The organism is Actinacidiphila sp. bgisy167 (assembly GCF_965342175.1).
GTDB lineage: Bacteria > Actinomycetota > Actinomycetes > Streptomycetales > Streptomycetaceae > Actinacidiphila.
Genome location: NZ_CBDRBL010000028.1, coordinates 24,588 through 45,941, shown reverse-complemented (window position 1 = coordinate 45,941; position 21,354 = coordinate 24,588). Strand labels below are relative to the sequence as shown.

The window sequence follows — 21,354 nt, the reverse complement described above, 5'->3', positions numbered from 1 at the left end:
GGCTCTCAGCGCTCCTCGGGGAGTGGGGCGGCCGGCCGGCTCCGCTCGGCCCACCGCACCTCGGTGATCCGCAGTTCGCGGCCGGACAGCAGCTCGGTCGCCGCGCCGTCACAGCCCGGGCAGCTCAGCCGCGGGGGCATGCCGGTGGGCCAGACCCGTGCGCAGCGCGTGCAGCCGGCCCGGCCCGCGACGGTGTCGGTGGTGAGGGCCGCGCCCTCCAGCACGGTGCCGGCGCAGGCGAGGTCGAAGCTGAAGAGCAGGGCGTCCGCCACGACTCCGGCGAGTTCCCCGACCTCCAGATGGACGGACTGTGCACGGGGAACCGCACCCGTGTCGTCAGCGAGCCGGGCGGCGGCCTCCTCGACCTGCTCCACCACCGCCACTGCGATGGACATCTCGTGCATCGGTCTCTTCTCCGGTGTGCGGGGCCGGCCGGACCCCGGCTGCCGGTGGCCGGCGGGCGGTCCGGCGTGCGGTGCCGGCGGCTCACGCGGCTCCATTGAAGGCCCGCCGGCCGGGGGCCCCGGACCGCCACGCCGCCGGGCCGGCGACGGCCTACCCGTTCGGCCTCACATCGACCGGATGTGCAGGTAGCGCTTGACGTCCGGCAGGACGCGCGACACGGCGAGGGCGGCCACGGCCGCGCCCACCACGCCCAGGGCGATCTTCCACATGGCGGGGTGCTCCTTTCTGCTCGTCGCTGGTTTGCGATGTCCGGGTTCCGCTGCCGCGGCGGCCGCTCAGGCCACCGTGTGCGGGTCCGCGGGCCGGCCGCACTCCTCGCCGACGACCCGCAGCACCAGGCGCACGGCCTCGTCCACCGCGGCGGCGACGGGGGCGCTCAGGCCGATGCCTTCCTCCAGGCAGGCCGGCTCGCAGCCCACCACCAGGACCCGCGAGGGCTTGGGGGCGCCCGTTCCGGCGCTGAGGGTGTCGAGCAGCGCCAGCACGGTGTCCGGGGTCATCCGGTGCCCGTCGACGAGGAGGTCGCCCGGGCCGTCCGCGCCCGGCGGCGGCGTCTCGATGACGTGCAGTGTGCCGGGGGCGCCGCCGCGCGCCACGGCGTCGACCAGGACGACGCTGCGGTACCCGTCGAGGAGCTGGTACGCCAGGTGCACGCCCCGTACGCCGGTGTCGGTGACGCGGACGCCGTCGGGCAGCGGCTGCCGCGACAGCCGGCGCACCACCTCCACACCGAAACCGTCGTCGCCGAGGAAGATGTTGCCGATGCCCGCGACGAGCACGCCTCCGGCGCTCATATGTCCTCCAGGGGTGCGAGTTCGTCCGGCTGGAAGTAGAGGAAGCGGCCCTGCTCGCGCCGGATCTCCGCGCCGGGGTCGCCGTCGACGGTGACCGCGAGGTGGACCCCGCCGTCCACGTCGTGCAGTACGGCCTCCACCTGGGCGCTGCGCCCCTGCAGGAAGAGGTCCTGCGCGTCGGTGCGCCGCAGTCCGGGGCGCAGCACGACCCGGCTGCCGGCCGACACCCAGGTGCCGCCGACCAGGGCGCGGTCCCGGAGCGGGTCGGCCGAGCCGTCGGCGCCCGGGTCCCACCAGGGGGTCTCGGGCACCGCGCCGGAGGGCGTCTGCGCGGTGGCGACCGCGCGCCGCCCGCGCACCGCGCCGTGCAGACGCTCCATCACCTCCGGCGGCATCGAGTCGGCGAGGTCGATCACCGCCGCGGCGCGGTCGTCGGTGCCGCGCGCCTGCAGCTTCTCCTCGTCGGTGAGGGCGGCGGTTCGCAGGGCCAGGATCTCGTCGATCTCGGTGGCGTCGTAGAGCGCGCCCGGGCTCTCCGGTGCGATCCGCGGATGGTCCTCGAGGATGATGGGGGAGGACAGCACCACGTTCGCCGCGGCGTCGTCCCCCGCCAGCACCGGCCAGGTGTTCTCGTTGCGGCACTCGGCGACGGCGGCCTTCGCCCACTCCGGCGGGTCGGTCATCGACACGAAATAGCCCGCGGTCAGCCCGAGCATCAGATGGGCCGAGACCAGCGCGTGCGGCAGCGCCTCCTCCCGGCAGGCTGCGACGGCGCCCCCGGTGTTCTCGGCGACCGCGGTCAGCCGCAGCACCCGGTAGGGGCCGGGCAGTTCCTCCGCGGAGATCCGCAGGACGCCCTCGAGAGGGGCCCGGCGGCGCATGACGCGCCCGGCGGTGAGGCCGTAGGCGTCGGTCAGGAGCTCGGTGTCCTCCGTCGCCGGGACGGTGAAGGGCAGGACGACGTCCTGCGCGGTGAGCGCCGCGATGTCGACGGACACGTCGACGCGTTCCTCCACGCCCTCGTCCCAGGGCACCAGCACCCGGTCGGGCAACCGGAGCTCGTCGGTCGGCTCGAACTCGCCGTCGAGCAGCATCCGTTCCACCGTGCGCCGCTGGGCGTGCAGGAAGCGCAACTCCGCGTGGAGCACGGCGTCGGCGCGCGGCTCCATGAGGATCTGGGTCCGCTGCAGGACGGGTTCGCCGGACGCTGCCGCCCACGCCGGGGGCATGAGCACCCCGAACTGCCAGCGCATCCGGTTCTTCGCCGCGGACGCCCGGTACGGATAGAGCACATAGCCCTCGAACAGCACGGCGTCGGCCGCCTGGCGGGCGGTCGCGAAACGATCCTCGGCGGCCGTCACCGCGTACCCCCGGCCGTAGCCGCGGCGCGGGCGAGCAGGGCGTCGACGGTCGCCTCCCACGAGGGCAGGGCGTGCGCGCTGCGGAAGGAGCGCAGCGACTCCAGCGCGGCGCGGGGGAGCCGGATCCAGCCGCACCCGGGGAAGTGGGCGTCGATCGCCTCGCGCCACACGGCCACCGGCATGCGGCACACGGCCTCCTTGTCCCAGGGCACCGGCCGCACCTGGAAGCCGCCGGGCCCGGCGAAGGCCGTGCCGGAGAAGAGCAGGAGCAACGGCGCCTCACCGTCCTCCAGGGACTCGAAGTACTTCGTCGAGGCGACGTCCATGTCGTAGGTGCACGGCACCGGCAGGTCCACCTCGGTCTCCCCGGTGAAGCCCGGCACCATCAGCGCCACCTGCGCGAACTGCAGCGGCTGCAGCGTGCTGCCCCACCGCTCGCGCCCGCCGAACAGGTCACGAAGACCCCGCTCCTCCGTGTGGCCGTACGCCCGCTGCGCCGGCTCGATGCGCAACTGGCAGCGCAGCGCGAGGGCGTGCACCCGCTCCCCGCCGTGCGCGGTGATCCGCAGCCGGAAGACCAGCGTCGGTCCGGCGGCGTACGGATCGGCCCGTACCCCCGTGCAGCCGAAGTCCAGCTCGGTCACGTCGGCAACCCCTCCCGCGGCGCCGAGGCGGCCCGCTCTCTCACGTCGTCGAAGAAGGCGGCCAACTCGGCGCGGGCGCCGGAACCGCCGTCGAATCCCTGCCAGTTCAGACGGAGCCGGCCCACCAGCTCATAGGCCCGGTCGACCGGGAGGAGGAAGCACTCGCCGGAGCCACCCGTGCCGCCGCTGTCGTCTCCGCCGCCGTCGCGGTCCCGGCGGACCAGCAGCGCCTCCACGTCCGGTCGCAGCGCGTCGGCCAGCGGCGAGCCGCCGAATACGGCCCGCCAGGTGTCGGGGTCGACCTCGCTCTCGGTGGCGCCGGCCGGGCTCGGGTAGAGGACCACGGGCCGGTCGAGCGCCGAGTTGTGGAAGAAGAAGGCGACCGAGACGGGGATGCGCAGCCGCTGCCATGAGGCCGCGTCGGGCACCGAGCCCGGGTCGCTCAGCACCCGGTCGGGCACCGAGGCGAAACGCCCGCCGCCCGCCCCGGGCCGTTCGAACAGCAGCGCGCACGGGACGCAGGCGCAGGCCAGCGCGCGGTTGCCGGTGTCGACCAGATGCCGGTGCGGGCCCGTCAGCTCCACCCCGCACAGCTCGCAGCGCTCGGGCGCGGGCTGCCGGGGCGTGACGAAGCGGCGCAGTCCTGTTCCGCGGGCCCGCCCGCTCACGGCGCCCCCGGCGGACGGTCGCCGATCTGCAGCAGCGCGGGCTCTCCCGCCGCCGGACCGGAGCGCGGCATCTCGACCACCGCCACCTCCGGGGCGAAGCAGGACAGCGCGGCCTCGATGCGCTGCCGGGTGGCGTCCATGGTGCTGGGGCAGCCGCAGCCGCCGTCCTCGCGGGCACTCAGCCGCAGCGTGCCGGTCTCCGGGTCGAAGTGCTCGATGCCCACCGTCGCGCCGGCACGGGCCGCCTCCACGGCGCGCCCGACCCGGGTGAGGGTGTCCTCGGGGTGCAGGTCGTGCAGGGTCAGCAGCCCCGCCACCATCTCGTCGGCCATCAGCACGGCGAGCGGGTCGGCCGCCCCGTTCTTCAGCAGCGAGACCGCGCGGGTCAGGCCCGCGCCGTAGAACTCCATGAGGGTGCGCACCAGTTCCTCCGCGGCGCGCGCCGTCTCGTCGTCGCCAGTGGCCGCGAACGCGTCGAGGATCTCCTCGACGCGCCGCGCCGTCTGCTCGGCGCTCATCCGGCCATACCGCTCAGGCCGGTGGGGACGTGGAGCTTCTCCACGGTGCGCCCGCCGCCGACGTACATGTGCACGCCGCACGGCAGACACGGGTCGAAGCTGCGCACGGCCCGCATGATGTCGATGCCCTTGAAGTTCTCCGGCGGGTTCTCCTCGAAGATCGGCGTGTTCTGCACCGCGTCCTCATACGGGCCCGGGGTGCCGTAGCTGTCGCGGACGCTGGCGTTCCACGGGGTCGGCGGGTACGGGTGGTAGTTGGCGATCTTGCCGTCGCGGATGACCATGTGGTGCGAGAGCACACCGCGCACCGCCTCGGTGAAGCCGACGCCGATGCTCTCGTCCGGGACCTCGAACTTCTCCCACGTCTGGGTGCGGCCCGCGCGGACCTCCTCCAGACCCTTCTCGGCGAAGTGCAGGGCGCAGGCGGCGGCGTAGGCCTGGAAGTAGGTGCGGGCCCGGTTGCGCTCCAGGGCGTTGCTCCACTGCGGGATCTTCCACTCGAGGGTGGTCTCCGGCTTGGTGAGCGTCCGGGGCAGGTTGATGACCACGCTGTGGCCGGTGGCCTTCACATAGCCCAGGTCGACCAGGCCGTTGAGGGCGGTCGACCACAACCGGGCGAGCGGGCCGCCGCCGGTGTCCAGCGCCAGGTGGTCCTTGCCGTCGAACCAGCGCGGCGACATCACCCAGCTGTACTTGTCGCCGAAGTCGCGCTTCTGCGGCGCGGGGATGGTGTGCTGGTTCCAGGGGTGCCGCGGGTCGACGGCGTTGCCGAGCGGGTCGTGGGTGACGAACTGCTGCTGGCCCTCCCAGTCCTGGTAGTAGGAGCTGCCCAGCAGGATGCGGATGCCCAGGTTGATCTGCGTGAGGTCGTTGGTGACCAGTTTCCCGTCCACCACGATGCCGGGGGAGACGAACATCCTCCGTCCCCAGTCGGTCATGTTGGCGTAGGTGAAGTCGCAGTGATCCGGGTCGTTGAACGCGCCCCAGCAGCCCAGCATGACGCGGCGGCGGCCGACCTCCTCGTAGCCCGGCATGGCCTCGTAGAAGAAGTCGAAGAGGTCGTCGTGGAGCGGCACGACGCGCTTCATGAACTCCACATACCGCATCAGGCGGGTGAGGTAGTCGGTGAACAGCTGCACCGACGCGATGGTGCCGACACCGCCCGCGTAGAGGGTGGAGGGGTGGACGTGCCGGCCCTCCATCAGGCAGAACATCTCGCGGGTGTAGCGGCTGACCTGCAGCGCCTCGCGGTAGAACTCGCCCTCGAGCGGGTTGAGCGAGCGCATGATGTCGCCGATGGTGCGGTAGCCGTGGTCGGCGGCGTGCGGGGCCTCGGTGCGGTCGGCCTGCTCCATGACACCCGGATTGGTCTCGCGGACCATCTTCTCGCAGTAGTCGACCCCGACCAGGTTCTCCTGGAAGATGTTGTGGTCGAACATGAACTCCGCGGCCTCGCCGAGGTTGATGATCCACTCGCCGAGGTGCGGCGGCTTCACCCCGTACGCCATGTTCTGCGTGTAGACCGAGCAGGTGGCGTGGTTGTCGCCGCAGATGCCGCAGATGCGGCTGGTGATGAAGTGCGCGTCGCGGGGGTCCTTGCCCCGCATGAAGACGCTGTAGCCGCGGAAGACCGACGAGGTGCTGTAGCACTCCGCGACGCGCTTCTGCTTGAAGTCGATCTTCGTGTGGATGCCGAGGCTGCCCACGATCCGGGTGATCGGATCCCAGGACATCTCCATCAGGCCGCTGCCGTCTCCGGCCGTCCTCGTCTTCGGAGCCATGGTGTGTGCGTGCCCTTCGTCAAGCGGGGGAGGTGGGTGTCAGCGGCCTGGGCGGTGCCATGGGCTCACCAGGGAGCCTTGTAGCCGGTGGTGAGCTTCCGGCCGGTGTGGCGCCACTTGGGCTCCTTGTCCACGGTCCTGGCCGTGATGGAGCGCAGCCGCCGGATCGCCGCGCCGTACGCGCCGCTGGCGGCGCTGGACAGCCGCGCGCCGGGCGGCTCGTCCATGAACGGCATGAACATGTCCGGGAACCCGGGCATGGTGCAGGCGATGCAGATGCCGCCGACGTTGGGACAGCCGCCGATGCCGTCCATCCAGCCGCGCTTGGGCACGTTGCACTTGACGACCGGGCCCCAGCAGCCGATCTTGACCAGGCACTGCGGCGAGTCGTAGCGGTCGGCGAACTGGCCCTGCTCGTAGTAGCCCGCGCGGTCGCAGGTCTCGTGCACGGTCGCGGCGAACAGCCACGCCGGGCGCAGCTTGTCGTCGAGCGGGATCATCGGCGCTGAGCCGGCCGCCTGGTAGAGCAGGTACGTCAGCGTCTCGGCGAAGTTGTCGGGCTGGATCGGGCAGCCGGGCACGCAGACGATCGGGATGCCCGCCTTCGACTTCCAGTCCCAGCCCAGGTAGTCCGGCACGCCCATGGCGCCGGTCGGGTTGCCCTCCATGGCGTGGATGCCGCCGTAGGTGGCGCAGGTGCCGATGGCGACCACGGCCAGGGCCTTGGGCGCGAGACGGTCGATCCACTCGCTGGTGGTGATCGGCTGACCGGTCTCGGGGTCGTCGCCGAAGCCGCACCAGTAGCCCTCCGCCTTGATCGCCTCATTGGGGATGGACCCCTCGACGACCAGGACGAACGGCTCGATCTCGCCTCGTTCGGCCTTGAAGAACCACTCGATGAAGGTGTCGGCGCCCCCGACCGGACCGCACTCGAAGTCGATCAGCGGCCAGTGCACCTGGACCTTGGGGAGGCCGGGAAGGCCGCCCAGGGCGATCTCCTCGATGCTGGGCAACGTCGCGGCGGTCAGCGACACCGAGTCGCCGTCGCAACTCAGCCCCGCGTTGATCCAGAGGATGTGGATCGGGGCTTCCTCGTCTCCGGCTGCCGGGGTCCGCGTGGCGTCGTTCTGGGTCGAAGCAGTCGCACCCATCGGGATGCCTCCTCATCGAGCGACAAATGCCACATAAAGGCATCTATTCCCCTTCATAGCGAGTGGCTCGCCGGGACGGGACGTCGAAGAGGGCCAATACGGTGACCGCACCGCGATCGCGGGTCTCGCCGGTCGGCCTGCTGCTCTCTTTCCGCCGGTACGGCGTCGCTGTCGGGCCGCCGTTCCCGGCCGGGGGTGCTCCGCACCGCGCGGTCACCGGTCGGCCGGGCGTGAGGCCGGCGGAACGCGAGGCTGTGCCGGGGAGACGCAGCGAGCTTGGCAGTGGTGCGTCCAGCACGGGGAGAGCACCCGCCGAAAGCCCATGTAGCGGCGCGTACCAGCCGCTACTGTGGGCGCATGAGCAGCCAGAGGCAGATCAATGTGCGGGTGGACGCGGAGACGGCCGCCGGGATCGAGGCGCGCGCGGCGGCCGCCGGTATGAGCGTGACGGAATACGCCCGGCAGGTTCTCGCGGACGAGGCGAACGATCTGCGGCACCGGTTCCTCGGCGCGGGCGCGCACTTCGCCGATGCCTGGGGCGACACCTTCGCCGAGCAGTTCGGGCACCCCAAGGCCGGAGACGATGCCGGGGCCGCCGCGTGATCGTCCACATCGACCGGGCGTGGCTGCTGGACCTCACCCACCGGAACATGCCCGGTGACCCCGACGTGACCGACTTCGGGTCGATGGCGGCCGCGGTGGCGAGACACGCGGACAAGGTGATGGACACCCCGGTGTACGCGGAGGCGCACCATCGTGCGGCCGCGCTGATGCACCAGCTCATCCGGGTGCCGGCGCTGGAGCACGCGAATGAGCTGTTCGGTGCTGTGGTCGCGGCGGCGTACCTGACGGCGAGCGGGGCGATCGTGACGGTCGGCGCGAAGGAGGCGGCGGAGCTTGCGGCACGCATCGACCGGGACGCCCTGAATGTGCGGGCGGTGGCGGAGGCCCTCCGAGGGTGGGTGGCGGCGTAGGAGGGCGCACTGGGTGAGCGAGGAAGACACGTCATCGGCATCGACAGCGGCCGCCGCGCAGTCGGCGACGTGTGGCCGGACGGTCACGCGAGCTCGGCTCCGGTCGCCGTGCTGCAGGCCTGCCTCCGCGCGTGTGCTCGTCCTTGCCGGGAGGGTCCAGGTGCTGCCCGCGACGATGAGGTCGGGGTCGGTGAAGTGGCGGCCGGCGGGCAGGACTTCGAGCCGGTTGACCGGCTGGAGGCGGAGCCGGCTGACGGCGGGTGGGTCCTGGTGGTCGCGACTCGGAGAAGCGTGTCCTTGAGACGGCCCCCTGAAGACCCGACCGGGCGGTGCGTGCTCACGGGCAGGTGGCGTCCGGTGCGGCGCGCAGGTGGGGCGGGGTGCCGGCGGGCGCGCGGCGGTGCACGAAGGCGGAGCGCAGCGCGTGGTAGGGGGAACCGGGGTCGAAGAAGGCCTCGCGCATGCGGGCGAGTTCCGTCGCGCGATGGTGTGCCAGGGGGCGCTCTGCCTCACGGCGGTCCGCCTCCGCCTTCTTGGCGGCGATCCTGGACTGGATCCCGGCCGAGCGGGCCAGGCGGGCCGCGAGGCGGGCGACGTCGGCGCCGAATTCCTGCGGGCCGCACATCAGCAGCCGGTCCACCAGGCCGATCCGCAGGGCGGCGGCCGCGCCGACCGGAAGGGCCTGCTCCGTCAGGCGTGCGGCCGTGGCGGGGCCGACCCGGCGGGGCAGGGTGTACGTCCAGTACTCCGAGCCGTACAGGCCCATCAGCCGGTAGTGCGGGTTGAGCACCGCGCCCTGGCGGCACCAGACCTCGTCCGCGGCCAGGGCGAGCATCACGCCGCCCGCGCCCGCGTTGCCGCCGAGTGCGGCGACCACCAGGCGGTCGGTGGTGGTGAGGACGGCCTCGACCAGGTCGTCGATGGCGGTGATGGCGGCCCAGGACTCGGCGCCCGGATCGGCGGCGGCCTCGATGGTCTTGAGGTCGATGCCGTTGGAGAACACGTCCCGGGTGCCGCCCAGCACCAGCACCGAGGTGGGCCGTGTGCAGGCGTGGCGGTACGCCGCGAGGAGCCGGCGGCTGTCGGCGGCGGACATGGCGCCGCCCGGGAAGGTGAACGACAGGACGCCTGCCGTGCCTTCCTCGCGGTAGCGGATGTCGGCCCAGGTGTCCCGGTCGCCGGCGGACTCCGGGGGCAGCGGGTCCTCCGGCAGCGGCGGCAGGCGGTCGCCGAGAGCGGTGACGGCGGGCAGCGCGAACGTGGGCGGGCCGTCCGGAGCGGGGCGGGGCCGCAGACGGGGGATCCACACCGCGCCGTCGCGGGTGGCCCGGCACACCGCGCCCGAGCGGGTGGCCAGCAGTCTTCCGGGTGCGCCGCGCAGCCGGTCCTCGGGGTGGCCGCCGTGCAGGAACCACGGGGCGCCGAGGAGTTCGTCCAGGACGCCAGGCCTGGAGTCTGCGGCGCGTAGCTTGCGCAGCACGGTCGCGGTCGGGTCGGCGGTCCAGTCGATGCGCCGCTCGTCCTGCCGGAGCGGGGGCCGGACGCTCACGACCGCCCTGAGCGCCGGGTCGTCCTGCTGTCTGGGGACGTACGCGCCCGAGGCGAACCGGTCGACGGCCAGCAGGACGGCCTCCATCGCCGCGTCCGACACCTCGCCCCGGTACAGGTCGCTCTTGCCGACGGGCGGCACCGCGCAGTCCACCGAGGCCCACACCGGGCCCGCGTCCATCTCCTCCTCGGCCTGCAACACCGTCACGCCCCAGACCGCGGCGCCCTCCTGCACGGCGCGGTCGAGCGAGGACGGGCCGCGGTCACCGGGCGGGCCGGGGTGCACGATCAGGCAGGTCCGGGCGGCCCGGACGTCCGCGGGGATCGCCGTCGTGAGCATGGGCGCGACGACGAGTTCCGGCTCGTGGCGGGCGACGGCCGTGCGCATGGCGTCGGCGTCCGGGGTCACCTCCACGGCGACGGTGTGGCCGAGCTCGCCGAGTTCCGCGTAGGCGCGCTGCGTCAGGCTGTTGAACGCCGACGCCATGAGCAGGATGTGCATGACGACCTCCCGGGCCGCCCGGCACGATCGGGGAGGGGGAAGCACCGGCCCCGGCCTCCAGCGATGATGCCCGTCCGGAGGGCGACCGGGGGTGCGGCCCGGCCGCCGGTTCACCCGATCGCCGCCTGGGGTGCCGCTTCGGGGCCGCGGGACCGGCGTCGCCGGGCGGGCGCCGAGGGCGGCGGCGCCGCGCGGCCTGCCGTACGGGCCTGCGTGGTCGCGCGGTCGGCGCCGCGAGTTCCGCGTGGGCGCGCTCGGTGACCTGGGTGAGGACGCGGCCGGTGGCGGCCAGGTCCACGGCGGGTGTCCCGCCTCCGGACGCGGGGGTCGTGGGTGCGCTCGCTCAGGCGGGGACGACTCCAAGGCGCGCGGGCGGGGCCCGCGCCTCAGCGGGACGTCACGCGCCCGGCCCCCTGGCGGCACGGCGGGACCTGCGTCGCGCCGTCACGGGTCATCGGCCGTGTGTGCAGGGAGGCTTGACGGGGCATTGGTCTAGTCCTACCGTCGTTTCTTCATCGCCATGTTCACAAGGGCACCCATCATTCACGCTTGTGAACGCGCCGTCTCCTGGGAAGGCGTCCCCCCATGCCCCTGAGAGCACGAGGTCACCTCACCAAGGGCGTCATCGCCCTCGTCGCGGCGCTGGTCGCCGCCCTCCTGACCGCCCTGCCCGGCGGCGGCCGTGCCGAGGCCGCGCCGGCCGCCTTCAGCCACCCCGGCGTCCTGGTCAGCCGCGCCCAACTCGACTTCGTCCGCGGCAAGGTGCAGGCCGGAGCCCAGCCGTGGAAGGGTGCGTACGACCAGATGATGGCGTCGCGGTACGCCTCGCAGTCGCGCCCCCAAGCCGCGCGCCATCGTCGAGTGCGGTTCCTACTCCAACCCCAACAACGGCTGCACCGACGAGCGCGAGGACGCGATCGCGGCCTACACCAACGCCCTGGCCTGGTACATCACCCGCGACGCCAGGTACGCGCAGAAGGCGATCCAGTTGATGGACGCCTGGTCGGCCACCATCGCCGACCACACCAACAGCAACGCCCCACTGCAGACCGGCTGGGCCGGCTCCGTGTGGCCGCGCGCCGCGGAGATCATCCGCTACACCTACACCAGTTGGCCCAATGTGAACCGCTTCGCCACCATGCTGCGCGACGTCTACCTCCCCGAGGTCGCGGGCGGTTCCAGGAGCAACGGCAACTGGGAGCTCACGATGATGGAGGCCGCCGTCGGCATCTCCGTCTTCCTCGACGACCGCACCTCCTACGACAGGGCGGTCACCCGCTACCTCAACCGTGTCGCCGCCTACGTCTACCTGGACACCGATGGCGCGCTGCCGAAGACGGTGCCGGGTAGCGGGCTCGACACCCGCGACGAGATCATCAACTACTGGCAGGGGCAGTCCACCTTCGTGACCGGTCTGAGCCAGGAGACATGCCGCGACTTCACGCACACCGGCTACGGCATCTCATCGATCGCCCATGTCGCGGAGACCAGCCGCATCCAGGGCGAGGACCTCTACCCCCAGGTCGGCGAGCGGCTCCGGCACGCGCTGGGCTTCCACGCCAAGTACCAGCGGGGTGAGGCAGTGCCGTCCTGGCTGTGCGGCGGGCGCCTGACCCTGGGGCTGGGGCCGGTCACCGAGGTCGGCTACAACGCGATGCACAACCGGCTGGGCTACGCCATGACGAACACCCAGGCGCTCACCGAGTCCCAGCGCCCGGCCGGCACCAACAACCTCTTCGTCGCCTGGGAGACGCTGACCCATGGCGACAACCCGGCCTGAGCCGGGTCGAGTTGATCGGCGTCGTCAGCCGACCGGCGCGGACCGTCCAACGGGGGCCGATCCGCGCCGGTCACCCGGCCGACCCGCGGCCACCCCGACTTCCGTGGAGGTCACCGCCGCGCCGGCCGGCGCGGCGCACCGCTGTGGCCTTCGCTCGTCCGACTCCGGCGTCAGCGTCGACCGGCCCGCGGGCCTGCGGCAGACTGCAGCCATGACGCCGACCGACGCCACCGCGGTGGTACACGCACACGTGCGGGCCTTCAACGACCGCGACCTCCACGCGCTCATGGCCGGGTTCACCGACGACGCCGTATGGGTCACCGGCACCACGACGGTGAGCGGCCGCGCCGAGCTCACCGCGCTCTTCGCCGAGGCCATGCGCGGGCTGCTCCCCACCCTGCAGATCCACCACCTGATCACCGGGGGCGACCGCGCCGCCTGCGAGATGACCGAGACGCTCACCTACCACGGCGAGCGCCGCACCTGCCCCATCACCGCCTTCTACCGGCTCCGCGACGGCCGGATCGCCTCGGCGAAGGTATACCGCGAGGGCAGCGCGGACGTGGTCTGACCGGCGTCGTCAGGGCGGTGCGCCCTACCTCCACGGCCCGCGGCGACCGCGGAGCTCAGCGCGTGTTCCCGGCCCGGCGGACTGGTGACGTCATGGTGTGACGTCGGCGACGAACTCGCCCAGCACGCGGGCGAAGTCCGCCGGTGCCTCGACGTGCGGCGCGTGCCCGGCACCGGTCATGACCTGCACCGCGCCGCGCCACAACGAGGGCGCGGCGACCGCGCGGAGATAGTCGAGGCTGACCAGCTGCTCGCCCTCGCCCTGCACCACCGCCAGGGGCTGGGCCAGCCGGGACACGATCTCGACCTCGTCGGTGAAGTCGCCCGACCCCAGGCAGGCCCACAGGCCCACACGGGCCGCGCCGTCCGTGGCGAGGATGTCCGCGACGAGTTCGGCGGTCGGGACGTCGGACCCGGGAGCCAGAAAACTCTGGGCGTAGGACAACGCCGTCGCGGCGTCCACGTCACCGGTGAAGCCCGTCTGCACGGCGGGATTCGGCAGGAACGCCTTGCCGAAGTCGGCGAGGCCGCCGACGGGCGGGGCGCCGAAGAGGAAGAACCCGGCGGCCTCGGGCAGGCGGGACGCGGCCTCGAGCACGATGTGCCCGCCCAGGCTCCATCCGGCGACCACGGCGTCCCGGGCGTCCAGGGCGGTCGCGAAAGCGGCGAGAAGCGACGCGTAGGACCGGATCGAGTAGTCCTCGGGCCGCTCGTGGCGGGCCGACCTGCCGTGGCCCGGCAGATCCAGGGCCAGGCAGCGGTACCGCTGACCGAAGGGGCCTTCCAGCAGCGGGCGCCAGACCCGCGAGGACGAGGAGTTGCCGTGCACGAGGACGACGGCGCGTCCCGTGCCCTCGGATTCCGCGTAGGCGATCTCCTGCTGGGCGATGGTGATGGTGCGTTCCCTCACGATGCTTCCCTTGATCGTGGACAGGGCTGTCGGCAGCATGCGCCGCCGGCTGCGCTGACCCATGGTGTCGTCGTCCCGTGCGCCCGAGCCGCTTCCGCCGGTCCCGGCCCACGGACCCCGGCCCGCCCCGTCCGCACCCACCGGTACCTCGGGAGCGCGCGGTCCGCCCGCAGGTGGTGCGGGCGCGCGGAGGCGTCTTGATCATAGATGGCACATGCGCTCTATGCGCACGGGCCCACGGTCGCGGTTTCGCGGCAACACCGTTCATCGGGCCGCGAGTTCGTGACCGGTGGCGTGTGCGGTCGCCTCCGTTCCGGGGGAGCGGGCGCGGGCGATCGGCTCGGCGGTCGCCGCATGGGCGGGGTCCGGCGAGGGGCGCACCGACGCCGGATCCGCCCGGCGCGGGTCAGAGGTCGAGCAGATGGATGCGGCGGCGGGGCGATGCCGGGCTGCCGAGGGTGATCGCCGGACGAGTGGCGGCGGAGGCGCCGGGAACGGCGCGTTCGAGGTGGACCCGGCCGGCGAGCTCGACCAGGCCGTCCCGTCCGGGGGCGGTGAGGACCTGGGAGCCGCGGCCCTGGGAGATGTTGAGGGCGCGATGGAGGCGGTCGGTGAGCAGGAGCGCCGCCGAGCCGGTGGCCTCGACCTCCTCGACGCCGTGGCCGCGGCCCGGGAAGCCCCGGGCGCGGACGCGTCCGGCGGGTTCGTCCTCCCAGGCCCAGGCGCAGACCCACTCCCCGGGCGGCGGCACGGGCAGCGCGTCCACCTCCCCGGGTGAGTCATACTGCCGCAGCGTGCGGGGCGGCGCCCAGGAAGGGCGGGCCTCGAGCCAGGTGAACTCGCCGTCGAGGCGGACGCCGACGACGCCGGCCGGCGTGATCAGTTCCGGGGCGTCCAGCAACCAGGCGGCGCCGATGCAGGGGGCGCCGGCGAAGGGCAGCCGTCCGTCGCCGGAGTGGATGTCGATGACACCCCGTTCGGGGTCGTCGACGAACACGGTCGCGGTCAAGCCCGACCGCCGGGCGAACGCGACGCGGTCCTGCTCGCCGGTGACGGCGCTTCCGTCACGTACGACGGCGATCCTGTCGCCGCCGTCGCCGTCGGGTCCGCAGAAGACCCGCACGATGTCGTAACCGATCATGGTTGAGCCTGCCTCACGCCTGCGCGACGGGGGAGGAGGGAGCCGGGGCGGCGAACGCGGCGCCTTGGAGCGTGGTGATGCGCTCGATGACGAGGCACAGGAGCCCCCCAGCGGCGAGCATGAGCGCTTCGGTGACTGCCAGGGCGGCCCGGGAACCCGGGGCGGCCTGGGTGGTGAGCGTAAGGGCGATTCCGTGCCCGACCCAGGCCGCCCACCAGAGGTTCACCAGTGCGGAGTCGCGTCCCGGGTTCCAGGCCGGTGAGCTCGCGCGCCCGATGCCGAGGACGAACCGCCGGGGCACGAAGAGGTTCACCACGGGGATCAGCCAGGCCCCGATCAGCCAGCCGCCACCCGGGAGCGCGGCCTGCGGTGCCAGCGCCAGGGCATTGCGCCGGGACCGGGCCAGCCACACGAGGAAGAGCACGACCGCGAGTGTCATCAGATAGACGAAGATCTGGGACACGGAGCCGGAAGTGTGCAGGGTCGCGGCCGAGGGATGGATCCGCCGGTTCTGGACGGCCACCGCCCGGAACACGTCCAGGACGGCGGCCGCGGCTATCGCCGCCTGCGCGCAACGAGCAAGGATCAACGGGGATCCGGGGGGTTTGCTGGACATGGTGGAGGGCCTGTCTCGGGTCGTGCACGGCTCTGGTGGACACGGGAGCGGAGTGATCATAGGGGCTGAGGGGGGCACGTGCGTGCGAGTTCGGGTCTTCGGGGATCAGTGGTCACCGGATGCTGTCGCCGAGGCTGCCGAGGCTGCCGAGGCTGCCGAGGCTGCCGAGGCTGTCGAGGCTGTCGAGGGTGCGTCGGGGGTCGCCGCCGGTCGTGCCGTCGCCGCCGGTCGGGCCGGTGTCGCCGAGCGGGGCCGGTGCGAGGGGTGGGAAGAGAACGCGGCGCGGCGGCGTTGGGCGATAAGTGAACAGACTGGTCTACCTGGAGAAGGATGGTCGCATGCAGCCCGCCCCGCAGGACCACCACGGCGTCATCACCCTGGCATCCGGCACCGGCTCGGCGGGCGGTAGCGAGCGTCCCGCCGGCAAGCGGCCCGGCGGGCGGGGACGGCACGCATCGGCGGAGCGCCGCGGAGGCGTCGCGGGCGTGCTGCCTCAGCGCGCGGCCTTCTACCTGCTGGCCTCGATCGTCGTGTCGTTCCTGGCCGGCTCGAGCGCCCCCACCCCGCTGTACGCGGTCTACCAGGCGGAGTGGGGCTTCGGACCGGTCACCACCACGCTGGTGTTCGGCGTCTACGCGATCGCCGTCCTGGTCGCGCTGCTCACGATGGGACGGCTCTCGGACCACCTGGGCCGCCGCCCGGTGCTGCTCGGGTCGCTCGCCGCACAGGTGGCCGCGATGGTGGTGTTCGCGACAGCCCACGGGGTGCCGGAGCTGATGGTCGCCCGCGTGATCCAGGGCCTTTCCACCGGTGCGGCGCTGGGTGCGGTCGGCGCGGGCATGCTGGACATCGACCGCCTCCGCGGCACCGTCGCCAACTCCTTCGCCCCCGGTGTCGGCACCGCCGCCGGTTCCTTGGTGTCGGCCTTCCTGGTGCAGTACCTGCCCGCCCCGACGCACCTGGTCTACCTGGTTCTGGCCGCCGTGATGGCGTTGCAGGCACTGGGCGTGGTCCTGATGCGAGAGACGGTCACACCCGAGCGGGGAGCGCTCGGCTCGATGGTCCCGGACGTCAGGCTGCCCGGAACCGTGCGGCGCGCCGTCCTCACCGCGGTCCCCATGCTCATCGCGGTCTGGGCGCTGGCGGGCTTCTACGCCTCCCTGAGCCCGGCGCTCGTGCGGACCCTCAGCCACTCCACGTCCGCCGTATACGGCGGCCTGGCCCTGTCCGTCCTCGCAGGGGTGGGCGCCGCCACCACCCTCCTGCTGCGCTCTGCGCCCGCGCGCGGTGTCATGTTCACCGGGATCGCCACCACCGTCGCGGGCGTCGCCGTGACCCTGGTCTCGGTCCAGAACGGCTCGCTCGCCCTGTTCTTCGCCGGTTCGGTCATCGCCGGCATCGGCTTCGGCGGCGGCTTCCAGGGCGGCATCCGCACGGTGATGCCCCTGACCGCCGCCCATGAGCGCTCCGGGGTGCTGTCCCTGCTGTACGTGGTGTCCTATCTGGGCATGGGATTGCCCTCGGTGATCGCCGGCTACCTCGTCGTCCACGCGGGCGGCCTGATGGTCACCGCTCGCGAGTACGGCACTGCCGTCATCGTCCTGGCGCTGCTGGCCCTGATCGGACTGCTGACGGATCGGCGCGGCGGCCGCTCGCGACCCGTCATCGTCTGAGACGGGCCAAGGGGGCCGGGGAGCGGCGCCGGCCGAAGGGGGCGCGACGGCGATGGGGCGCGCGACACGCACCCCGGTGGCCGGAGCGCCGGCGCGGGGCTTCGTCAGGCCCGAGAGAGCGGCTCACTCCGGTGCGCCGCCCTGTCAGGCGGTCGGTGACCCGCAGGGCCCGCGTGCTCCGGCCGGATCCCCGCCGCCCTTCCGTCGCCGGGTCGGCTTCGGCCTCCTGCGGAACGAGCACTGCCGGCAAACCTGCGGCATCCCGATGGGACAGCCACGAGCCCTGCTGAAGCCGTTCCGCTGCCTGAGCAGGGGTGTCGTAGTAGCCAGGCTCCTCCGGCTCGTCGTCGGCTGCGAACGGAAGGGGCCGAGCAGATCAAGGTGCACGCCCGATGCTGAGGCCGGATGGGTCATCGCCCCCGCCGGTGGGCGGCTGAACGGAGCTGTCGAGGGAGCCCTTCCCTGAAGTAGAATGAACAGACCTGTCTGCGGGAAGGGTGCTTGCCATGTCAATCAAGACTGCGGCCAAGGTGTCTGCGCGTGAGCGACTGCTCGAGGCGGCTGATGAGCTCTTCTACGCCGAAGGCGTGCGGACCGTCGGCATCGACCGGGTGATCGAGCGTGCCGGGGTGGCCAAGGCTTCCCTGTACAACAGCTTCGGCAGCAAGGAAGGCCTGGTCTGCGCCTACCTCGAAGAGCGCTTCGCGCGCCGGAAGGACCGGGTCGCCCGTACCCTTACCCGCTTCCGTACCCCGCGCGAGAAGCTGCTCGGCGTCTTCGACGCGTTGGGCGAGGCGACCACCGAGCCCCGCTACAACGGCTGCCCCTTCGCACGGGCCACCTCCGAGATGCCTGTCGACAGCGCCGTCGGCAAGGTCGCCGACGACTACCGTGTCTGGTTGCGCGGCCTGTTCGCGGAACTGGCCGGCGCGGCCGGATGCGCCGACCCCGGGACGCTGGCCGTCCAGCTCCTCATGTTGTACGACGGTGCGGGGCAGGCGGCACGCATGGACCGTGATCCCTCCGCCGCCACGACCGCCCGCGCCGCCGCGGCCATCCTGCTGGACGCGGCACTGCTCACCTCGGCCGCGCCCGCGGACTCGATCCGGCCGACCACGAGGTCGTCGGTGTAGGAGGCCACACGGATAGGCGGGCCGGCGTCGCGGGTCGATGGCTCTCGCCTGGCGGCGTTGTCGTCGGTCGCCGCAGCTCGGCTGCGTCTTTCTTCTCCACCTTGCCGGACTCGGCCCGGTCACGTCCGTTGGAGGGGTGTATCGCCGGGCACTCGGTGATCTCTTCTTTGACGTCATGCGGTGAGTGCGGTGGGCAGGACGGTGTCGTCGGTATCTGACTCGATCGGGTGGAGCCGGGCCGTGGCCGGCAGGTCGCGGCCCATGTAGCGGCGGGCCTCGGTCCGCTCGTCGTTCTGGTCGGTCAGGACCGCGCCGACCAGGCGGATCACGGCGGTGCGGTCGGGGAAGACGCCGACCACGTCGGTGCGGCGCCGGATTTCTTTGTTCAGCCGTTCCGGGGGGTGTCGGACCAGGTCTGCCGCCAGACGCGCTGTAGTGGGTGTTGAGGTAACACTCCCGGTCACCACCCGCCTCGCCGTGGATGGTGGAGTGGATCTGCTGGGTGTGGGCGCCGGTGTCGGCACGAAAACCCGGGCCCAGCCGTTCAGGTTCTGGCCGAGCGTCCAGGTTCCGGTGACGGTCATCACTCCGTTGTCGCCGCGGAAGGGCGTCCAGGAGCGTGACGCCCGAGTCCTTCAGCTGGGTGCCGACGGGCTCCCCGGCGAGGAACCTCTGGCCCTCGGTGCCCTGGCGCAGGTCCACATCACCGAGCTTGCCGGGGGCGATCACCGAGTAGGACAGCCACCGGCCGCGGGCGGACAGCCATGCGGCCCGCCGCTCCACCCCTCCCGGCGCACCCCTGCCCGCCCCGTTCGGCCTCGGCCCCTTCCGCTCCCGGCGGGGCCGCGGCGGCGGCCGGGGCGTACGCCAGGACCACGAAGGGGCTGCCAGGGAGCACGCATGGGCGCCTTGACGTCCATGTTTCTGCCGCACTTATACCCACTTAACTGCAATGTGAGATGTAGTACACCACTTCAATGCAACACCAGCGTTGCATTTCCAGGGACTTTGTCTACAGTGAAGTTGCCGCCCCAATCGGGCGGCGCGCGAAACGACGAAACGAGGAACACTCAATGTCACGGAATTGGCTGATCACCGGTGGCTCGCAGGGGCTGGGCAGGGCTCTGGTTCTCGCGGCCCTCGATGCCGGCGACCGGGTCGTGGTGACCTCCCGCAAGCCCGGCTCCCTGGCCGACCTCCAGGCCGAGTACCCCGAGCGCCTGTCGGCCGTCGCCCTGGACGTCACCTCCCCGGCCCAGGCCAAGGACGTGGTGGCCGCCGCGGTCGAGCGCTTCGGCTCGATCGACGTCGTGGTCAACAACGCCGGCTACGCCACCAGCGGTTCCATCGAGGACTTCCTCGAGGACGAGTTCCGCGCCCAGATCGACGCCAACATGTGGGGCGTGATCAACGTGACCCGCGCCGTGCTTCCGGTGATGCGCGGCCAGCGCTCCGGCCACATCGTGCAGATCTCCTCCATCGGCGGCCGCGTCGGCGGGACGCCGGGCCTCAGCGCCTACCAGACCGCGAAGTTCGCGGTGGAGGGCTTCTCCGAGGTGCTGGCCAGCGAAGTGGCTCCCTTCGGCGTGAAGGTCACCATCGTCGAGCCGGGCGGCATTCGCACCGGATGGGCGGCAGGCGCCGCCGAGCCGTCCGGTCCCATCACCCCCGACTACGAGCAGACGGTCGGTGCCTGGCTGGGCAACTTCGCCGAGTACGCGGGCAACGAGCCCGGCGACCCGGCCCGCATGGCCCAGGCGATCATCGAAGCGGTCGAGGCCCCGAAGCCGCCGCGCCGTCTGCTGCTCGGCAGCGACGCCCTGGGCATCGCGATCGCCTCCGAGGAAGGCCGCCTCGCCGAGGCCAACGAGTGGGCCGAGGTCAGCCGTTCCACGGACTTCCCGAAGGCCTGACACACGAGCACGGCACCGGTCGGAACGCTCGCCGGACCGACCGGCGCCGGACCCGCGGCCCGCGGCTCGCGGGCGACCGGGGCCCCTGAGTACTGAGGGCAGGAAGCAATGACCAAGACCTTTCTGATATCCGGCGCGGCCGGCGGCCTCGGCGGTCGGGTCGTGGAAGCGGCTCTGGCCGCGGGCCACAACGTGGTGGCGACAGACCTCGCGCCGGACGCCGTCACCGTTCCCGTCGAGCACCGCGACCGACTGCTGGTGCGGGCCATGGACGTGACCGACCTGGCAGCCGTACGCGGCGCGGTCGCCCACGCGGTGGCGGAGTTCGGCACGATCGACGTGCTGGTGAACAGCGCCGGCACCCGCGGCGTCGGCTCGATCGAGGACATGTCCGAGGACGAGTTCCGCCGCAACGTCGAGGTCAACTTCTTCGGCGCGGTGAACACCGTGAGGGCGGTGCTCCCGGTGATGCGGCCCCGCCGTTCCGGCAGCATCGTGAACGTCTCCACCATCGGCGGCCGCCGCAACCAGCCCGGGCTCGGCGCCTACCAGTCGGCCAAGTGGGCGCTGGGCGGCTTCACCGAGATCCTCGCCCGTGAGGTCGCCCCCATCGGTATCCGCGCCACCCTGGTCGAGCCCGGAGGCATTCGGACCCCCTGGGCGGCCGCGCCGATGCCGGTGCCGGACATCCACGCGGAGTACGAGGAGACGGTCGGCAGGTTCGCCCGTACCTACAGCAACAACCCCGACGTGCAGCGCGGCGACCCGGCAAAGATGGCCGCCGTCATCCTGCGGCTCACCGAGGAACCCGAGCCGCCGGTGCGGCTCCTGCTCGGCTCCGACGCCGCCTGGATCGCCCCGCAGATCACCGAGGCGCGGGCCGCGGAGGACGCGGCCTGGCGCGAGGTCAGCGCCTCCACCGACCTGGACGGACTCGGCGACTTCGCCGACACCGAGGTCGCGCGGATGGTCCGCCCCGCCGGGAACTGAGCCCCGCCCCGCACGGGTGAGCCGGGCACGCCGCACGGCGGACGGCCCGCCCCCTTCACGGACTTCTGCGTGCGTCCGGGCGTGCGCCTCAGCGCCTGCGACCACGGACCCGGACGGCGGCGCAGACACCCGGTCGCACCGGCAGACCCCCCCTCCAGCCGGTGAGACTTCGCCCGGCGCGCGCATCTCACGGAGTGCGCGCCCCCCGATATCACCCCTCCA

The 21,354-nt window shown here is 72.7% G+C and carries 20 protein-coding genes and 2 pseudogenes; 8 read left to right on the top strand and 14 right to left on the bottom strand.

The annotated features are described in order from the left end of the window. Positions 1–5: 5 nt before the first annotated feature. The 9 genes from ACRWND_RS13900 to ACRWND_RS13860 all read right to left on the bottom strand — a co-directional run bounded on the left by ACRWND_RS13900 (position 6) and on the right by ACRWND_RS13860 (position 7,382). Complete coding sequence (locus ACRWND_RS13900; RefSeq protein WP_431949048.1) at positions 6–404, bottom strand: hydrogenase maturation nickel metallochaperone HypA; 399 nt, start codon at positions 402–404, stop codon at positions 6–8. A 165-nt stretch (positions 405–569) separates the two neighbouring features. Beyond that, a complete protein-coding gene (locus tag ACRWND_RS13895; protein ID WP_431949047.1) occupies positions 570–674 on the bottom strand; it encodes a DUF6893 family small protein in 105 nt (34 codons plus the stop codon). Between the two features lie 66 nt (positions 675–740). After that, positions 741–1,259: a hydrogenase maturation protease gene (locus ACRWND_RS13890; protein ID WP_431949046.1), complete on the bottom strand. Its 519-nt coding sequence runs from the start codon at positions 1,257–1,259 to the stop codon at positions 741–743. After that, positions 1,256–2,620, bottom strand: coding sequence for a hypothetical protein (locus ACRWND_RS13885; RefSeq protein ID WP_431949045.1), 1,365 nt, complete (start codon positions 2,618–2,620; stop codon positions 1,256–1,258). The genes ACRWND_RS13890 and ACRWND_RS13885 overlap by 4 nt, the downstream gene beginning before the upstream one ends. Continuing rightward, a complete protein-coding gene (locus tag ACRWND_RS13880; protein WP_431949044.1) occupies positions 2,617–3,264 on the bottom strand; it encodes a DUF6084 family protein in 648 nt (215 codons plus the stop codon). The genes ACRWND_RS13885 and ACRWND_RS13880 overlap by 4 nt, the downstream gene beginning before the upstream one ends. After that, complete coding sequence (locus ACRWND_RS13875) at positions 3,261–3,932, bottom strand: DUF5947 family protein (RefSeq protein WP_431949043.1); 672 nt, start codon at positions 3,930–3,932, stop codon at positions 3,261–3,263. Before ACRWND_RS13875 ends, ACRWND_RS13880 begins: the two co-directional genes overlap by 4 nt. Next, positions 3,929–4,450, bottom strand: a complete 522-nt coding sequence (locus ACRWND_RS13870) for a hypothetical protein (RefSeq protein ID WP_431949042.1) — start codon at positions 4,448–4,450, stop codon at positions 3,929–3,931. The genes ACRWND_RS13875 and ACRWND_RS13870 overlap by 4 nt, the downstream gene beginning before the upstream one ends. After that, a complete protein-coding gene (locus tag ACRWND_RS13865) occupies positions 4,447–6,231 on the bottom strand; it encodes a nickel-dependent hydrogenase large subunit (RefSeq protein WP_431949041.1) in 1,785 nt (594 codons plus the stop codon). Before ACRWND_RS13865 ends, ACRWND_RS13870 begins: the two co-directional genes overlap by 4 nt. Positions 6,232–6,296: 65 nt before the next feature. Then, on the bottom strand, positions 6,297–7,382 hold the full coding sequence (locus ACRWND_RS13860; protein ID WP_431949040.1) for a hydrogenase expression protein HypE: 1,086 nt from the start codon (positions 7,380–7,382) through the stop codon (positions 6,297–6,299). Positions 7,383–7,739: 357 nt separating this feature from the next. On the opposite strand from ACRWND_RS13860, the gene ACRWND_RS13855 reads away from it, so the two are divergent. Then, a complete protein-coding gene (locus ACRWND_RS13855) occupies positions 7,740–7,985 on the top strand; it encodes a plasmid mobilization protein (protein WP_431949039.1) in 246 nt (81 codons plus the stop codon). Continuing rightward, positions 7,982–8,356 (top strand): fic family toxin-antitoxin system, toxin component, encoded by a 375-nt coding sequence (locus tag ACRWND_RS13850; RefSeq protein WP_431949038.1) that lies wholly within the window; start codon positions 7,982–7,984, stop codon positions 8,354–8,356. Before ACRWND_RS13855 ends, ACRWND_RS13850 begins: the two co-directional genes overlap by 4 nt. A 337-nt stretch (positions 8,357–8,693) precedes the next feature. Here the strand turns inward: ACRWND_RS13850 and ACRWND_RS13845 are convergent, their stop codons facing one another. Further along, positions 8,694–10,406, bottom strand: a complete 1,713-nt coding sequence (locus tag ACRWND_RS13845; protein ID WP_431949037.1) for a hydrogenase maturation protein — start codon at positions 10,404–10,406, stop codon at positions 8,694–8,696. Positions 10,407–10,991: 585 nt separating this feature from the next. On the opposite strand from ACRWND_RS13845, the pseudogene ACRWND_RS13840 reads away from it, so the two are divergent. Together ACRWND_RS13840 and ACRWND_RS13835 are read left to right on the top strand one after the other, a co-directional pair. Further along, positions 10,992–12,186: pseudogene (locus tag ACRWND_RS13840) on the top strand (alginate lyase family protein). 211 nt (positions 12,187–12,397) lie between these two features. Then, on the top strand, positions 12,398–12,757 hold the full coding sequence (locus tag ACRWND_RS13835; RefSeq protein WP_431949036.1) for a nuclear transport factor 2 family protein: 360 nt from the start codon (positions 12,398–12,400) through the stop codon (positions 12,755–12,757). 90 nt (positions 12,758–12,847) lie between these two features. Here the strand turns inward: ACRWND_RS13835 and ACRWND_RS13830 are convergent, their stop codons facing one another. The 3 genes from ACRWND_RS13830 to ACRWND_RS13820 form a co-directional block, all read right to left on the bottom strand. Then, positions 12,848–13,729: an alpha/beta fold hydrolase gene (locus tag ACRWND_RS13830; protein ID WP_431949035.1), complete on the bottom strand. Its 882-nt coding sequence runs from the start codon at positions 13,727–13,729 to the stop codon at positions 12,848–12,850. Positions 13,730–14,072: 343 nt separating this feature from the next. Beyond that, positions 14,073–14,807: a PhzF family phenazine biosynthesis protein gene (locus tag ACRWND_RS13825; RefSeq protein ID WP_431949034.1), complete on the bottom strand. Its 735-nt coding sequence runs from the start codon at positions 14,805–14,807 to the stop codon at positions 14,073–14,075. Between the two features lie 13 nt (positions 14,808–14,820). Beyond that, positions 14,821–15,423, bottom strand: coding sequence for a DUF4328 domain-containing protein (locus ACRWND_RS13820; protein ID WP_431949033.1), 603 nt, complete (start codon positions 15,421–15,423; stop codon positions 14,821–14,823). Positions 15,424–15,761: 338 nt separating this feature from the next. On the opposite strand from ACRWND_RS13820, the gene ACRWND_RS13815 reads away from it, so the two are divergent. After that, complete coding sequence (locus ACRWND_RS13815) at positions 15,762–17,096, top strand: MFS transporter (protein ID WP_431949032.1); 1,335 nt, start codon at positions 15,762–15,764, stop codon at positions 17,094–17,096. Between the two features lie 506 nt (positions 17,097–17,602). Next, entirely contained in the window at positions 17,603–18,229 is a 627-nt protein-coding gene (locus tag ACRWND_RS13810; RefSeq protein ID WP_431949031.1) for a TetR/AcrR family transcriptional regulator, read from the top strand. 173 nt (positions 18,230–18,402) lie between these two features. Here the strand turns inward: ACRWND_RS13810 and ACRWND_RS13805 are convergent. Then, positions 18,403–18,662, bottom strand: a pseudogene (locus ACRWND_RS13805) (transposase); the annotation flags it as partial. 640 nt (positions 18,663–19,302) lie between these two features. Between ACRWND_RS13805 and ACRWND_RS13800 the strand changes: the two are divergent. Both ACRWND_RS13800 and ACRWND_RS13795 read left to right on the top strand, forming a co-directional pair. Beyond that, entirely contained in the window at positions 19,303–20,142 is an 840-nt protein-coding gene (locus ACRWND_RS13800) for an oxidoreductase (RefSeq protein ID WP_431949030.1), read from the top strand. 108 nt (positions 20,143–20,250) lie between these two features. After that, the gene (locus tag ACRWND_RS13795; RefSeq protein ID WP_431949029.1) at positions 20,251–21,132 is read left to right on the top strand and encodes an SDR family NAD(P)-dependent oxidoreductase; all 882 of its coding nucleotides are present in this window, start codon (positions 20,251–20,253) and stop codon (positions 21,130–21,132) included. Positions 21,133–21,354 lie beyond the last annotated feature (222 nt).

Excerpts from the sequence above, each read along its gene's own strand:
- ACRWND_RS13900 (WP_431949048.1), bottom strand. The coding sequence starts at position 404 with ATGCACGAGATGTCCATCGCAGTGGCGGTGGTGGAGCAGGTCGAGGAG.
- ACRWND_RS13895 (WP_431949047.1), bottom strand. The coding sequence starts at position 674 with ATGTGGAAGATCGCCCTGGGCGTGGTGGGCGCGGCCGTGGCCGCCCTC.
- ACRWND_RS13890 (WP_431949046.1), bottom strand. The coding sequence starts at position 1,259 with ATGAGCGCCGGAGGCGTGCTCGTCGCGGGCATCGGCAACATCTTCCTC.
- ACRWND_RS13870 (WP_431949042.1), bottom strand. The coding sequence starts at position 4,450 with ATGAGCGCCGAGCAGACGGCGCGGCGCGTCGAGGAGATCCTCGACGCG.
- ACRWND_RS13865 (WP_431949041.1), bottom strand. The coding sequence starts at position 6,231 with ATGGCTCCGAAGACGAGGACGGCCGGAGACGGCAGCGGCCTGATGGAG.
- ACRWND_RS13860 (WP_431949040.1), bottom strand. The coding sequence starts at position 7,382 with ATGGGTGCGACTGCTTCGACCCAGAACGACGCCACGCGGACCCCGGCA.
- ACRWND_RS13855 (WP_431949039.1), top strand. The coding sequence starts at position 7,740 with ATGAGCAGCCAGAGGCAGATCAATGTGCGGGTGGACGCGGAGACGGCC.
- ACRWND_RS13845 (WP_431949037.1), bottom strand. The coding sequence starts at position 10,406 with ATGCACATCCTGCTCATGGCGTCGGCGTTCAACAGCCTGACGCAGCGC.
- ACRWND_RS13835 (WP_431949036.1), top strand. The coding sequence starts at position 12,398 with ATGACGCCGACCGACGCCACCGCGGTGGTACACGCACACGTGCGGGCC.
- ACRWND_RS13830 (WP_431949035.1), bottom strand. The coding sequence starts at position 13,729 with ATGGGTCAGCGCAGCCGGCGGCGCATGCTGCCGACAGCCCTGTCCACG.
- ACRWND_RS13825 (WP_431949034.1), bottom strand. The coding sequence starts at position 14,807 with ATGATCGGTTACGACATCGTGCGGGTCTTCTGCGGACCCGACGGCGAC.
- ACRWND_RS13820 (WP_431949033.1), bottom strand. The coding sequence starts at position 15,423 with ATGTCCAGCAAACCCCCCGGATCCCCGTTGATCCTTGCTCGTTGCGCG.
- ACRWND_RS13815 (WP_431949032.1), top strand. The coding sequence starts at position 15,762 with ATGCAGCCCGCCCCGCAGGACCACCACGGCGTCATCACCCTGGCATCC.
- ACRWND_RS13810 (WP_431949031.1), top strand. The coding sequence starts at position 17,603 with ATGTCAATCAAGACTGCGGCCAAGGTGTCTGCGCGTGAGCGACTGCTC.
- ACRWND_RS13800 (WP_431949030.1), top strand. The coding sequence starts at position 19,303 with ATGTCACGGAATTGGCTGATCACCGGTGGCTCGCAGGGGCTGGGCAGG.
- ACRWND_RS13795 (WP_431949029.1), top strand. The coding sequence starts at position 20,251 with ATGACCAAGACCTTTCTGATATCCGGCGCGGCCGGCGGCCTCGGCGGT.